The following is a 13,024-nucleotide window of genomic DNA, read 5'->3' as shown; positions in this document are numbered from 1 at the left end:
GCTACCTCGCAGGCCTCCACCTCCGCGCCTCAATGATCTGGATAGACGACCTCGTGCGACCACCCAACTGATCACAACATCACACAGGCCCTAGTGGTGGCCCCGGACGGGCGGGGCGCGGTGCGATTTGTAGCCGGGTGGGGGGAATGGGAGATTCGGCAAATAATTGGTATGGCAGTCGTAAAAGTAGATCTATGCTGTTGGCGTTTCATGATCCTTCGTACAAAGCAGGTCTTGCTCAAGATGAAGCTGCCCCGGGTGTCCGCCGTCGTCGCGGCCGCCGTTCTGGCCCCCGCCGTCCTCTTCCCCACCACGGCCTCGGCCACCGACACCCCCAAGCCGACCGGCGTCTCCGGCCCCGACACCGGCTCCGACTCCGCCAAGGACACCGCGCCCCAGGCCGACGGCCAGGAGCAGCGCGACCGCGCCGAGGTCAAGCGCATCCTCGCCGACCCGAAGAGCGGCGTCGGCGTGCGCGAGGCGGCCGAGAAGGCCCTCAAGGGCGGCGCCGCCGAGCTGCGCCACTTCCTGGACGTCGAGTTCGACGAGCAGACCAGGATCGACAACCAGGTCCGGGTCTCCCAGATCTACGCCGTCGGCGGCCCGGCCGTGAAGGCGGCCGCCAAGGCCGCCCTCCGCGGCACCGACGAGGACATCACCGCGTTCCTGACCACCGGCCAGTACGTCGCCCGCGCCGAGGACGAGGACCGCGCCAAGATCGCGGCCATCATCGCCGACCCGCTCACCGGCCCCAAGGTCCGCGAGGCCGCCGAGAAGGCCCTCAAGGGCGGCGCCGCCGAGCTGCGCCACTTCCTCGAGGTCGAACTCGCCGAGAAGCAGCAGCCCGACAACCTGCTGCGCCTCACCCGGATCGCCGACGGCGCCGAAGGGGCCGGCCCCGCGCTGCGCCTCGCCGCCGCCGTGGCGCTGAACGGCAGCTACCAGGACGTCCTCGACTTCCTGGCGACCGGCCAGTACGCCGCCCGCGCCGAGGACGAGGACCGCGCCAAGGTCGAGGCCCTGGTGGCCGACCCCAAGACCGGCCCCGGCGTGCGCGAGGGCGCCGAGCAGGCCCTCAAGGGCGGCGCGGCCGACCTGCGGACCTTCCTGACGACCAAGCTGCCCAGGCTGCGCAGCGACGACAACCGGGTCAAGCTCAGCCAGCTCATGGACCAGGGCGGCCCGGGCGTGCGCGAGGCGGCCAGCAAGGCGCTGGACGCCGGCACCGACGCGGCCGTCGAGGCCTTCCTCAACGAGGGCTTCGCCAAAGCCCAGTTCGAGGACGACCGGGTCGAGGTGCTGCGCGTCATCGCCGACAAGGAGACCGGCCCGCACACCGCCGCGGCCGCCCAGAAGGCCATGGACGGCAACGCCGAGGACGTGCGGCGCTTCCTGACCGTCGAGCTGCCGAACCTGCGCTTCAGCGACAACCGGCTGAAGGTCTCCCAGATCATCGAGACCGGCGGCCCCGCGGTGAAGAAGGCCGCCATGGCCGCCTACGAGGGCAGCTACGCGGACCTCCTGGCCTTCCTCAAGGACGGCTGGGCCAAGGCCCAGGCCGAGGACCAGGCCGCGGCGGCCAAGCAGGGCAACGGCGCGGGCAGCGGTACGGGGACGGGCGCGGGCACCGGTGGCACCGGGCAGCAGCCGCAGACCGTGCAGCCGGCCGGCCTCACCACCGGCACCGGGACCGGCACTACCACCGGCACCCGTACGGGCGGCGGCACCACCGGCACCACCGGCACCACCGGTTCCGGCGTGCTCGCCGCCACCGGCACCGACGGGCTCGGCTGGGAGGCCGGCGGCGCTGCCGCGGCCCTCGCCGCGGGCGCGGCGCTGGTCGCGGCCGCCCGCCGCCGCTCCACCGAGAGCTGACACCCGGGAGCAGAACCCGGGAGCAGAACCCGGGAGCTGAATCCGGGAGCAGAACCCGGGGGCTGACACCCCCTCGCGTCCCCGTCCACCGCCCACCCGGGCGGCGGCCGGGGACGCGCTCGCGCTCAGGGGCCCGGGCCGTCCGACCGCCCCGCGAAGGCGGCGCCGGGCCGCCCGGTCAAACCCGCAGACACCCTGGCACCCCGCCCCCGGCCGACGCGGCGGCCGGTGCCGCCTCGAAGACGGCCCGGCGCCGGTCCCGCCCGGAGGACGACGGCTCAGCTGCCGTCCCCGCCACCGTCCCCGCCGTTGTCCCCGCCGTTGAAGCCCACCTGACGGCGCCGGCGGCGCTGTGCGCTACGCAGCGCGCTGCCGGCGCCGAGGGTGAGGGCGGCGGCCGCCCGGGTCCAGCGCGGCCCGCCGCGGTCGGCCCACACCACGCAGCCGCACCCCGCGACCACCAGGACCAGAATCCCCACCAGAACCGCACCGACCATCACGGCCACCCGCCTTTCCCTCGACGCCCTACTGCCTGGTAGGACGTGCGGACCGTCCCACCCGGTTCGGCCACGAGGCCGGACGCTGTGCCAGGATGCGGGTGCCGAACGGCCCAGGTCACCGTACCGGTCGTACGGGAACCGTACCGACCAGCACCACCCGCCACCCACCCGTCAGCCGTACCCCGAGGAGTCACCGTGGCCACTGCCCGGTTCGCCACCCTGCACACCACGGCGGGCCCGATCCGCCTGGAGCTGTTCCCGTTCCACGCGCCGAAGACGGTCCGCAACTTCGCCGAACTCGCCGAGGGCACCCGGGAGTACACCGACCCGCGCACCGGCGAGCCGGGCCAGGGCCCGTACTACGACGGCACGCTGTTCCACCGGGTGATCAAGGGCTTCATGATCCAGGGCGGCGACCCGACCGGCACCGGCACCGGCGGCCCGGGCTACGCCTTCGCGGACGAGTTCCACCCGGAGCTGTTCTTCACCAAGCCGTACCTGCTCGCGATGGCCAACGCCGGCCCGGGCACCAACGGCTCGCAGTTCTTCATCACGGTGGGCGCCCCCGCCCACCTCAACCGCAAGCACACCATCTTCGGCCAGGTCGCCGACGCCGCCTCCAAGGCCGTGGTCGACGCGATCGCCGCCGCCCCGACCGAGGACGAGCGCCCGGTCGAGGACGTGGTGATCACCTCCGTGGAGATCGAGCAGTCCTGACCCGCCGCCCGCCGGCCCTCCCGTCCGGCCGGCGGAAACGCGAAGCCGCCGCCCGGCGCGGTGCGCGGGCGGCGGCCGTGGAGCGGGCGCGGTGTCAGGAGCAGCTGTTGAACGTCGCGCTGGTGTTGGCGATGTAGAGGGTGGCGCCGCCGTTGGGGTCGGAGGTGACCGGGATGGTGATGGTGTCGTCGGCGGTCCACGGGAAGCCCTGGGCGTCGAAGGTCCAGGTGCCGGTGACCTTGCGGGCGAGCTCGGCGAGCGTCACCCAGCCGTACTGCTGCTGCGGGACGGTGACGGTGACGGAGTTGTTGACGCTGCGCGAGCCGCTCCAGACGTTCTGGAAGCTGATGCCGGTCTTGACCGAGGCCTTGAACACTCCTTCGGCGCCGCCGCCGATGTCGCTGCCCAGCTCGGTGCCGATGGTGTTGGACCAGCCGCTGGTGTCGGTGACCGCGAAGGACTGCTGGACGGTGCTGCTGGTGTTGTTGAACCAGATCGCGGAGGCGCACACCCGCGGCAGCGGCGCGGCGGGGGCCTCGCTCTTCGTGGCCCAGGAGCAGGCGGAGATGTTCTTCTGGCACTGCTTGGCGGCGTGGTCGACGGCCAGGTTGCGGGCGGCCTGCGCGAAGCCGGTGGCCCACTGCTGGTTGGCGGTGCCGTTGCAGGCGTACTGGTCGGTCCAGGCGTCGTCGTAGTTGCCGCCGAGCAGCAGGTCCAGGCAGGTGTTGTCGCCGGCGTGGCGGATCATGAACGCGTCGCCGCCGCCGGGCGCGGGCTGGAGGAACCAGCGCTGGCTGGCCTGTCCGGCGCAGGTCTGCTGGCGCAGGGCCGGGGTGAGGAAGGCCAGGTCGATGCACTTGCCGGTGTCGTTGTTGACGATGGTGAAGGTGTAGTCCGAGGGGTCGACGTTCAGCCGCCAGGACTGGTGGTAGCCGGGGGCGGAGTTGGTGACGATGTAGGCGCCGTCGCCCATGTTGCCGTTCTGGACGTCGAGTTGGCGCCCGTTGCTGAGCGACTTGATGGTCAGGCACTGCTGCGGCGAGGCGCAGGCGGCGAGCGGGGCGGACGGCGCGGGCGCGGCGGCGCGGGCGGGGGCGGCGGCCAGGCCCAGGGCGGCGCAACAGGTCACCAGGAGGGCCGCGAGCAGGCGCAGCCAGGGCGCCGTGCGGCCGGGGGTCAGGGTGGGCAAGGGGTTTCCTTTCGTCGGGGGAGAGGGTGGGGAGAGGAGGTCAGAGGTCAGGAGGCGGCGGCGAAGGCCGCCTCCAGGCGCGGGACGTAGTCCACGAGGTCCTGCGCCCAGCAGCCCGCGGTGTGGCCGCCGTGGCAGTCGGCGCCCCAGCCGGTGCCGTCGCCGTAGTCGGTGAAGCGATACGGCAGGCCGAGCGCGTCCAGGCGCTGCTTGAGGCGCTTGGCGGTGCCCTCGGCCCAGAACTCCATGTCGCCGGGGCTGTTGTTGCCGTTGCCGGTGTAGACGGCGATGCCGGTGTGGTCGAGCACGGCGGCGCGCGCGACGGGGTCGGCGGCGTTCCAGCGCCAGTCGGCGTTGAACACCGGGTACGGGCTGCCGAAGATCGCGTCGCTGGAGACGGTGGGGCCGAAGTCCAGGCCGCAGGGGTGGCCGTCGCTGGGGCCGCAGAGCACGGTGCCCGCGTTGACCAGGGTGGCGACCACGGCACCGCGGATGATCATCTCGTCGGTGGACAGGTCGTTGGCGCCGGACATGGTGAGGACCTGGCCGAACAGGTCGGGGCGGTCCTGGGCGTAGTGCAGGGCGCCGAAGCCGCCCATGGACAGCCCGCCGACGGCCCGGTGGGCGCGGTCGGTGCGGGTGCGCAGGTTGGCGTCGACGAACGGGAGGACCTGGGTGAGGTGGAAGGTCTCCCAGTTCTGCGCGCCGGCGGCGGTGCCCTGGTCGAGCCAGTCGGCGTACCAGCCGCGCAGGCCGCCGTCCGGGATGACGGTGATCATCGACTGGGCGGCGGTCAGCGCGGGGTAGGCCAGCGCCGGGTCGCTCGGGTTGTCCGAGGCGCCGTGCAGGAAGTACAGCACCGGGTAGCGCTTGTCCGGCCGGGACGCGTAGTCGGCGGGCAGCAGGATGCGGATGGTGTGCGGCCCGGCGACCTGCGGGGTGGTGACGGTGATGACGAAGTTGGTGGCGCTGCCGGTGGGGGTGCCGACCTGGGTGAGGCCGAAGCCGTCGGTCAGCGGTGGCGGCGCGTCGGCCCCTGCCCCGGCCCGTACGGAGGCGGTTCCCGAGGCGGACGCGGGTGCGGCGGGTGCGGCGAGCGGGAGCAGGCAGGCGGCCAGGGCGGCGAGAACCGCGCGGGCGCGCCGGAGCCGGGCAGGGGGCATGGGCGTCCTCGGCCTTCCGTCGTGTCTTCCGTCGTGTGACTGATCGCCGTCAACTCTTGCCAGGGGCCCCGCCCGGACGCCAGAGCCCCCGGTGGCGCACCTGGGCCACCGGCGCATGTGCGCCGCCGCTGCGGGTAGGCTCCCCCGGCTCCGCCCGGGGCGGGTACGGGGGGCGGAGCGCACCGTGACATTGGGGGGTGTCGTGCACGACGTACTGGAACCGGACTCCGAACGCGGCCGCGTCTACCACTGCCTGGTCGGCCGGCCGCGCGCCCGCGTACCCGAACTGGCACGGGAGGCGGGCCTGGACGAGGAGGCCGTCCTCGCCGTGCTGCGCGACCTCGCCGACGAGGGCGTCGCGGTGGCCTTCGACACCACCGACAGCGCCGACGACCGCGACCACGCCTGGGAGGCGCTGCCGCCCGCCCGGGTGGTCGAGGCGGTGCTGCAGCACGACGCGCTGCGCCAGGCCGCCGCCCGCCGGGCCGGCGCCGAACTGGAACGGCTCTACCGCTTCGCCCGCCGCGACACCGGCAGCTACGGCGCGCTGGAGGTCGTCGACGATCCGGCCGAGGTGCTGGCCGCCAGCCACCGCCTCCAACTCGCCGCCCGTCACCAGGTGCGGGTCATCGACGTGCCGCCGTACTCCGGCAGCCGCGCCCACTACCTCGACCAGGAGGTGCTGCAACGCCGCCGGATGGCCGCGGGCGTCGTCTACCGCGCCATCTACCAGGGGTGCGCGTTCCAGGACCCGGTGGCCGGGCCCAACATGGCCCGGATGATCGAGGCGGGCGAGCAGGCGCGGACACTGGACGAGCCGCCGCTCAAACTCGCCATCGGGGACGACGACCTGGCCATCGTCACGCTGCGCGCCGACGACGGGCCGGGCGTCGTCTCGCTGCTGATCCGGCCGTCTGGGCTGCTGAACGCGCTGAGCGCGGTCTTCGAGACGCTGTGGCGCCTGGCCGTACCCGCCTCCATGGCCGGCGTCGACCCGCGCATCGACGAACGCGACCGGCGGATCCTGACGTTGATGGCCGGTGGGGCCACGGACGACGCGATCGCCCGCCGGCTGGGGCTGGGGCGGCGCACGGTGGTGCGGCGGGTCTCGACCCTGCTGGCGCACCTGGGGGCCACCACCCGTTTTCAGGCGGGGGTGCAGGCCGCGCGGAGGGGGTGGCTGTAGGCGGGGGCGGCTTCCTGGTGCCGAGAGTGCGTGAGAAGTCGGACCGGCCGACTTCTGGTGCAGGCCGCGCGGAGGGGCTGGCTGTAGGCGGGGCGTCGGCCTGACGTCTGACGCGGTGCGTCGGCGCGGAGGGGCGCGAGAAGTCGGATCGGCCGACTTCTCGCGGCGGGCGGCGACGCGGCCGTCGTCGAAGTGGAGCGGGCAGTGGACCGGCCGGTGCCGAGGCGGCGTTCGGGCCGGGGGTCGGCCGGGTCTCAGCGCCGGGGGTGGCCGATCACGTGGGCTGCTGGGCGGGGTTGGCCCAGCTGATGCGGATCTCGCGGTCGCCGGCGGGGATGACGAGGACGGGTTCGTCGGCGAGGTCGCGGATGAGGTCGCGCCGGGCACAGGGGCCGGTGAGGCGGCGCTCCAGGGCGTAGTGCTGGAAGCGGGACATCGGGCGGTAGCGGACCGAGTCCCAGAGCCGGCGCAGGAGGTCGTCGCTGAGGGTGTGGACGGCGGGCTGCTGGTGGTCCGGGATCTCCACGAGGACGTCGTGATCGGCCCTCACGCGGCCACCTCCGACCAGACGATCTTGCCGGTGTGCTCGCGCGGGGAGCAACCCGTGCGGGTCGACAGGCACTTGACGAGGTGGAGGCCGCGTCCGGCCTCGCCGTCGAGGGTGAGGGCGCGCAGGACCGGTTCGCGGTTCCGCCGGGCGTCGTGCACCTCGATGCGGAGGCGGGCGGGGTCGAGGTCGAGCGAGAGGTAGATGCGATGGCCGGGCGGCGTCCCGTGGACGAGGGCGTTGGTGACGAGCTCCGAGACGATCAGGAGCCCGGAGTCGCGGTACGACTCACCGGCGGGGGTGGAGGCGAGGAGCGAGGCGAGGAGGGAGCGCCCCTCGCCGGGGGAGCGGCGGCTGCGCGGCAGCCAGGTGGTGGAGGAGTGGCAGGACATGGCGAATCCACCTTCCAGGTGCGGAGTTTGAAGCCATGTGGAGGCATAGGGATGCCCGGCAGCAGGTCAGGATCAGTCACTCAAGAGACCCGAAGGACTACTCCCTGTAGCATGCTCTGCAATGGCTTCATTGTGCAAGCGCGCCATCACGCAATTGCGCGGAGTCGCAAGATTCTTGTGACCGCCAAGGGAGGTGGCAGACTGTGACCCGACGTCAACCAAGAGGGAGCGACGAGCGTGGACAGTCCAACCGTGCTGCGCCGTAGGCTCGGCTCCGAGCTGCGACGATTGCGCGAACGGACCGGGCGTCAGGCCAAGTCCGTTGCGGACGAACTCGGCTTCAGTGCAACCAAGGTGTCGCGGATCGAGTCGGGTCAGACGACCCTGAAGGAATCAGACATTCGCGCGATGCTCGAACTGTACGGCGTCAGCGACGAGGCCGAGTTGCGGCAGTTCATCTCGCTGACCCGCCGCAGCACGCAGCGCGGCTGGTGGCACGACTACGCGGACACCCTGCCGGACTGGTTCCAGACCTACGTGGGCCTTGAGGCCGACGCCGCGCGGATTCGCTCCTATGAGTCCGAGTTGATTCCTGGGCTGTTTCAGACCGCCGACTACGCACGCGAGGTATTTCGGGCCTTCCGGTCGGAGCGGAACGGTGACCAAGCCATCGAACGGCGGGTGAAGCTCAGGCTGCAACGCCAAGAGCTCGTCCGGAGTCCAGAACCACTAGCCGTTCACGCTGTGCTCTCCGAGGCCGTCCTTCGACGCGTGGTCGGGGGCGCTCACGTCATGACGGAGCAGGTCGGCCACCTGGTTACGACTTCGCAATTGCCCAACATCACCATCCAGGTGCTTCCGTTCAGCGTGGGTGCTCACGCGGCGATGGGGACGAATTTCCGCATACTTTCCTTCTCGGACGTGCCGGGCGAGGTCGTCTACTGCGAGTCGGTCAGCAGCAGCCTCTACATCGAGAAGGAGGCCGACATCCTTCGGCATGAGACTGTCTTCAACCAGCTAACGTCGTTGGCGATGACTCCGGAGGACTCCGTCTCCTGGATGCAGAAGCTGATGACAGAAGGGTACGGAGTATGAACTGGCACAAGAGCAGCTACAGCAATCCCTCTGGCGGCGACTGCGTCGAGGTGGCCGATGGCGTCACCGGCGTGGTTCCGGTGCGGGACAGCAAGGATCCTCACGGGCCGGCTCTCGCTTTCACTGCTGAGGCGTGGCAGTCCTTCGTTGCGGGCGTTCAGGCGGGCGACTTTCCGGCCGGTTCCTGAAGCGTTTCTTGCCGGGCGGCCCTGCGGAGCACGCAGGGCCGCCCGGTCTGCTTGATGCGCTGGGCCAGCGTGAGGGCCCTCGGAGCGCCTCGACCTCGCAGCGGGGGCGGGCGGAAAACCTGAAGCCTCCACGCCTCCTCGTGACTACTGTGCTGCCGGGTAGGCCGCCCCGACCGCTGGAGGCTGATTCGTGCTGACCGATTCGCACCCGCCGTAGGTACCTCTGGAGAGCCCGGAGGGCCCTACGGAGGCCCCTGATGTCCCGAACCGTCCGCACGACTCCCCGACAACTCCGCGTCCAAGAAGGCGCATCGCACTCCATGTCCTTGTACGACCTGCGCTACACCCGCGCCGAACTGGCCCGGGCCGCCCGTGAAGGCCGCCGCCCCGCCCCCAAGAAGACGCGCCGCCGGATCACCTCCTGGCAGTGGCAGGTGCTCGACTGCAGGACGGGGTACTTCTCCACCGAGATCGCCACGGCCGAAGGCCGGGCCCGCCTCCAAGGCCGGCTCGCCGCCCAGCGGATCCGCGGACTGCACCGCGCCGGCCACGACCTCGCCGGCGCGGACATTCCCCCGGTCCACCATCGCCACGACGCACTCTGGCACGCCTGGTAGACGCGCGAAGTCCCCCTGCCTCCTTGCAGGGTGGCCCTGCGGAGCGCGCAGGGCCACCCGACCGGCCTGATGTGCTGGGCTCCGTCCAGCTCGTTCAAGCTCCTTCTGGCCGGGGGACGTACGGCACATGAGAGATCGAGTCCAGCGGGCCGTCTGGCGCAAGAGCACCCACAGCAACGGGCAAGGGAATTGCATAGAGGTGGCCGATGGCATCGTGGGCGTTGTTCCGGTCCGGGACAGCAAGGACCCCCACGGCCCGGTTCTCATCTTCGCGCCCGAGGCGTGGCGGTCCTTCGTCGCCGGTGTCCGGGCGGGCGAGTTCCTGGCCGGTTCCTGAGGTGTTTCTTGTCGGGCGGCCCTGCGGAGTGCGCAGGGCCGCCCGGTCCGCTGTGGTGTGCAGTCGTGGGTCGGCCGTCGCTCCCGCCACCGGCGCGGGCCCCCGGTGCGCAGGAAGTCGGACCCGCCGACTTCCTGCGCACCTGTCACCGGTGTCTCGGGTGGGGATCAACTCGTCCGGGCTGACGCTGACTTGACGTTGCCGCGCCTACCATCGAGCCGTGCTGAAGCGATGGGGGAGCCAGGTGCGCCGGCATCCGGTGCTGGGGGCGGTCGGGGTCGCGGTCGTCTGGCAGGCGACGATCGTGGTGGTGGCGAAGGTGCTGCCGCCGTTGGAGCCCGGGTGGTTCCCGCAGTTGGGGCCGACCGTGGTCAATCTGGCGGGCGCGGCGGTGGTGCTGGTGCTGCTCCGGGCCTGGGGGCTGTTGGCGATCGGCGGGGTGACGGGCCTCGGGGTGATGGCGCGCTGGCCGGTGCTGCTGCCGCTGGTCGTGGTGGCGGGGCTGGCGGCGCTGCCCGGGATCGAGGGCGGGACGGCGACCCTGGTGGGCGGGGTGGTGTTGATGCTCGCCATCGGGGTCAGCGAGGAACTGAGCAGCCGGGCACTGGTGTTGGAGGTCGCGCGGCCGCTCGGCCCGGTGCGCGCGGTGGTGCTGACGGCGGTGCTGTTCGGGGTCGGGCACCTCGGCAACTGGCTGTTCTTCGGCGCGCCCCTGGGCAACACGCTGTGGCAGGTCCTGGAGGCCGGCGCGTTCGGCTTCTGCCTGTGCGGGGCGCGCCTGTACATCGGGAGCGTCTGGCCGCTGGTGCTGGTGCACGCGCTGTCCGACTACCTGGAGATCTACTCGCCCGGGAAGACGGCCGACTGGCTGCAGGCACTGGGCCTGGCCGTCGACCTGGGGCTCGGGCTGGCCCTGCTGCTCCGGGCCCGTACGGCTCCCGCTCCGGCCGCTTCCTGAAGCGCTCCTCCGCCCCCGGGGCCGCGAGCGATTCGTTCAAGACGCGGCCCCAACCGCCCGACCACACTGGCCGGATGACACCGACCGACGCCTTCACCCCCGCCGCCGGGCGCCTCGCCCTCGGGCTCTACGACCCGATCGTCTCGCTCACCCGCGAACGCCTCTGGCGTAGCCTGCTCGCCATGCACGCCGCCCCGCGCCCCGGTGACGTCATCGTCGACGTCGGCTGCGGCACCGGGTCCTTCGCCGTCCTGCTGGGCCGCGCCGAACCGCAGGCCACCGTCGTCGGCGTCGACCCCGACCCCGCCGTGCTGCGCCTGGCCCGCCGCAAGGCCGCCGCGGCCGGGATCGAACCCGACTTCCGTACCGGCATGGGTGACGCGGTGGACGAGGTCGTCGGCGCCGGGACCGCCGACACCGTCGTCTGCAGCCTCGTCCTGCACCAGTGCCCCGTCCCGATGAAGCAGGCCGTCCTCGCCGCCATGCACCGCACGCTGCGCCCCGGCGGGAAGCTGGTGATCGCCGACTACGGGCGGCAGCGCACGGCGGCCATGCGGCTGGCCTTCCGGATCGTCCAGTTCGCTGACGGCAAGGAGGACACCCAGCCCAACGCCGACGGCATCCTGCCCCGGCTGATCGCGGAGGCCGGCTTCGAGGGGGTGCGCGAGGTGGACACCGTCGCGACGGTGACCGGCTCGATGTCCTTCTACACCGCGCGCCGTCCGGCCTGAACCGCCGTTCCGCGTAGGGCGGGCAGCACCTGCGAGGGTGTCAGACCCGTCAACTCCCGCATCCACCGGGTGAGATGGGCCTGGTCGGCGAACCCGCCCGCGAGCGCCGCCTGCGCCAGGGGGTACCCCTCGCCGAGGGCCAGTGCCGCCCGGGACAGTCGCTGCCAGCTGCGCCAGCGCGCCAGCGGCACCCCCAACTGTCGCCGTGCCAGGGCCCGCAGGCGTTGCGGGGACAGTCCGACGCGCGCGGCCAGGCCCTCCAGCGGCTCCCGGCCGTCGGCGGCCAGTGCCGCCATCGCCGCGCGCAGCCGCGGGTCCAGTCCGGTGGCGGGCAGCCCGCCACCGGGCCGGACGTCCTGCTCGGTCAGGCCCTGCCACTGCGGGGCGACGGCGACCCCCGGTGCGCAGCCCGCGCGCAGCCGGTCGGCGAAGGCGCAGTGCGGGTCGACGTAGAAGGTCAGCACCTCCCGGGTCGGGGCCATCCGGTGGCGCACCATCGGCGGCACCACGAGCGCGGGCCCGCGGTGGCGCCGCCCGGTGTCGTCGTCGATGGCCACCGTGCGGGCGGCGGCCGCGACGGCGACCTGGAAGGTGGCGTGCCGGTGGAAGGCGCTGTCCGCCAACGGCCCCTGGTAGAGGGCGTATCCGGGGCCGACGGCGAACCGCGGGGCCCCGGCCCCGGCGGCCACGGCCGCCGGCCCGCCTCCCGCGCCGGGCCGGGCCGGGTCGGGCCGATCGGACGGCGCCCCGCGGCCGTCCGGGTCCGGCCCGCCGACCGGGCACTCCTCGCCGCACACCTGTCCGTCCACGGTCCAACGGTAGGCGCAGCCGTCCGCCCCCGGGCCGGACCGCCGCCCGGCCCGGCCCGTGCGGCCACGGGGACGTCAGGAAGCGAGGTGCTCCAGGGTGAACACGGCCACCCGGTCGGAGAACTGGGCGATGGCCGAGCCGGAGCTGCCGGACTGGTCGGCGAGGGCCGCGTAGAAGCCGCTGTGCCCGAGTTTGAGGATCACCTGGCTGGTGTTGCCGGGGTCGGGGTACAGGAAGTGGAAGATCTGGTTGCCGTAGATCCAGCCCTGGCAGTCGAACACGTTGAGGTTGGCGCCCTCGCCGCCGGTGGCGCCGTCGTTCGGGTTCTGCTTCCACACGCCGAGGCACTCGCCCTCGTTCCGCCGGCTACGGAAGATGAACGACTGGTTGTCGGAGTTGTAGTGGCAGAGCTTCCACTGCTGGTTGTAGGCGCCGGTGTCGGGGTTCTGGATGGCCTGCCCCCAGGCACTGTACTGGTTGCGCTCGACGAGCTGGTTGAAGGGCGTCCTGATCCGGTAGTAGCCGTCGTCGCAGACGTAGCCGTGCCACTCGCTGGAGGCCAGGCCCTGGGTGGCGGCCGAGGCGGGGGCGGCGAGCAGGGTCAGGCCGGACAGCGAGGCGAGGGCGGTGGCGCCGAGGGCGCGCAGCACGGCGCCCCGGCGGGTGGTGGTGCGGTGCGGGTTCGTCACGGGATCTCCAAGGGCTGTCGGGTCGGCGGG

Annotated in this window: 16 protein-coding genes; 9 read left to right on the top strand and 7 right to left on the bottom strand. The window is 72.6% G+C overall.

What is annotated here, in order from left to right; all coding sequences use genetic code 11:
• Positions 1-243 precede the first annotated feature (243 nt).
• Entirely contained in the window at positions 244-1,875 is a 1,632-nt protein-coding gene (locus ACFCY1_RS26455) for an ALF repeat-containing protein (protein ID WP_375876284.1), read from the top strand.
• A 278-nt stretch (positions 1,876-2,153) separates the two neighbouring features.
• On the opposite strand, the gene ACFCY1_RS26450 is transcribed toward ACFCY1_RS26455, so the two are convergent.
• Positions 2,154-2,372 (bottom strand): hypothetical protein, encoded by a 219-nt coding sequence (locus ACFCY1_RS26450; protein WP_375876283.1) that lies wholly within the window; start codon positions 2,370-2,372, stop codon positions 2,154-2,156.
• Positions 2,373-2,570: 198 nt separating this feature from the next.
• Here ACFCY1_RS26450 and ACFCY1_RS26445 point away from each other — a divergent pair, with 198 nt between their 5' ends.
• Positions 2,571-3,092: a peptidylprolyl isomerase gene (locus tag ACFCY1_RS26445; RefSeq protein ID WP_375876279.1), complete on the top strand. Its 522-nt coding sequence runs from the start codon at positions 2,571-2,573 to the stop codon at positions 3,090-3,092.
• 94 nt (positions 3,093-3,186) lie between these two features.
• Here the strand turns inward: ACFCY1_RS26445 and ACFCY1_RS26440 are convergent, their stop codons facing one another.
• On the bottom strand, positions 3,187-4,281 hold the full coding sequence (locus ACFCY1_RS26440) for an RICIN domain-containing protein (protein ID WP_375876278.1): 1,095 nt from the start codon (positions 4,279-4,281) through the stop codon (positions 3,187-3,189).
• A gap of 47 nt (positions 4,282-4,328) precedes the next feature.
• Entirely contained in the window at positions 4,329-5,444 is a 1,116-nt protein-coding gene (locus tag ACFCY1_RS26435; protein WP_375876277.1) for an alpha/beta hydrolase, read from the bottom strand.
• A 202-nt stretch (positions 5,445-5,646) separates the two neighbouring features.
• On the opposite strand from ACFCY1_RS26435, the gene ACFCY1_RS26430 reads away from it, so the two are divergent.
• A complete protein-coding gene (locus tag ACFCY1_RS26430; protein WP_049655487.1) occupies positions 5,647-6,630 on the top strand; it encodes a helix-turn-helix transcriptional regulator in 984 nt (327 codons plus the stop codon).
• 274 nt (positions 6,631-6,904) lie between these two features.
• Here the strand turns inward: ACFCY1_RS26430 and ACFCY1_RS26425 are convergent, their stop codons facing one another.
• Both ACFCY1_RS26425 and ACFCY1_RS26420 read right to left on the bottom strand, forming a co-directional pair.
• Positions 6,905-7,180 (bottom strand): hypothetical protein, encoded by a 276-nt coding sequence (locus ACFCY1_RS26425; protein ID WP_375876276.1) that lies wholly within the window; start codon positions 7,178-7,180, stop codon positions 6,905-6,907.
• Entirely contained in the window at positions 7,177-7,569 is a 393-nt protein-coding gene (locus ACFCY1_RS26420) for an ATP-binding protein (protein ID WP_375876275.1), read from the bottom strand. The genes ACFCY1_RS26425 and ACFCY1_RS26420 overlap by 4 nt, the downstream gene beginning before the upstream one ends.
• 237 nt (positions 7,570-7,806) lie before the next feature.
• Here ACFCY1_RS26420 and ACFCY1_RS26415 point away from each other — a divergent pair, with 237 nt between their 5' ends.
• The 6 genes from ACFCY1_RS26415 to ACFCY1_RS26390 all read left to right on the top strand — a co-directional run bounded on the left by ACFCY1_RS26415 (position 7,807) and on the right by ACFCY1_RS26390 (position 11,495).
• Positions 7,807-8,664, top strand: coding sequence for a helix-turn-helix domain-containing protein (locus tag ACFCY1_RS26415; protein ID WP_375876274.1), 858 nt, complete (start codon positions 7,807-7,809; stop codon positions 8,662-8,664).
• Positions 8,661-8,852: a DUF397 domain-containing protein gene (locus tag ACFCY1_RS26410; RefSeq protein ID WP_074001038.1), complete on the top strand. Its 192-nt coding sequence runs from the start codon at positions 8,661-8,663 to the stop codon at positions 8,850-8,852. The genes ACFCY1_RS26415 and ACFCY1_RS26410 overlap by 4 nt, the downstream gene beginning before the upstream one ends.
• 320 nt (positions 8,853-9,172) lie before the next feature.
• On the top strand, positions 9,173-9,469 hold the full coding sequence (locus ACFCY1_RS26405; RefSeq protein WP_375876273.1) for a hypothetical protein: 297 nt from the start codon (positions 9,173-9,175) through the stop codon (positions 9,467-9,469).
• Between the two features lie 127 nt (positions 9,470-9,596).
• On the top strand, positions 9,597-9,806 hold the full coding sequence (locus tag ACFCY1_RS26400; RefSeq protein ID WP_375876272.1) for a DUF397 domain-containing protein: 210 nt from the start codon (positions 9,597-9,599) through the stop codon (positions 9,804-9,806).
• 220 nt (positions 9,807-10,026) lie between these two features.
• Positions 10,027-10,764 (top strand): lysostaphin resistance A-like protein, encoded by a 738-nt coding sequence (locus ACFCY1_RS26395; RefSeq protein ID WP_375876271.1) that lies wholly within the window; start codon positions 10,027-10,029, stop codon positions 10,762-10,764.
• Positions 10,765-10,838: 74 nt separating this feature from the next.
• A complete protein-coding gene (locus ACFCY1_RS26390) occupies positions 10,839-11,495 on the top strand; it encodes a class I SAM-dependent methyltransferase (RefSeq protein WP_375876270.1) in 657 nt (218 codons plus the stop codon).
• Here the strand turns inward: ACFCY1_RS26390 and ACFCY1_RS26385 are convergent.
• A complete protein-coding gene (locus ACFCY1_RS26385) occupies positions 11,471-12,304 on the bottom strand; it encodes a helix-turn-helix domain-containing protein (protein ID WP_375876269.1) in 834 nt (277 codons plus the stop codon). The genes ACFCY1_RS26390 and ACFCY1_RS26385 overlap by 25 nt on opposite strands.
• Before the next feature lie 75 nt (positions 12,305-12,379).
• Positions 12,380-12,994 (bottom strand): RICIN domain-containing protein, encoded by a 615-nt coding sequence (locus ACFCY1_RS26380; RefSeq protein WP_375876268.1) that lies wholly within the window; start codon positions 12,992-12,994, stop codon positions 12,380-12,382.
• Positions 12,995-13,024: the final 30 nt, after the last annotated feature.

The organism is Kitasatospora sp. NPDC056273 (assembly GCF_042268845.1).
In the GTDB taxonomy this organism is placed as follows: Bacteria; Actinomycetota; Actinomycetes; order Streptomycetales; family Streptomycetaceae; genus Kitasatospora.
This window is presented reverse-complemented; position numbering and strand designations above follow the sequence as displayed.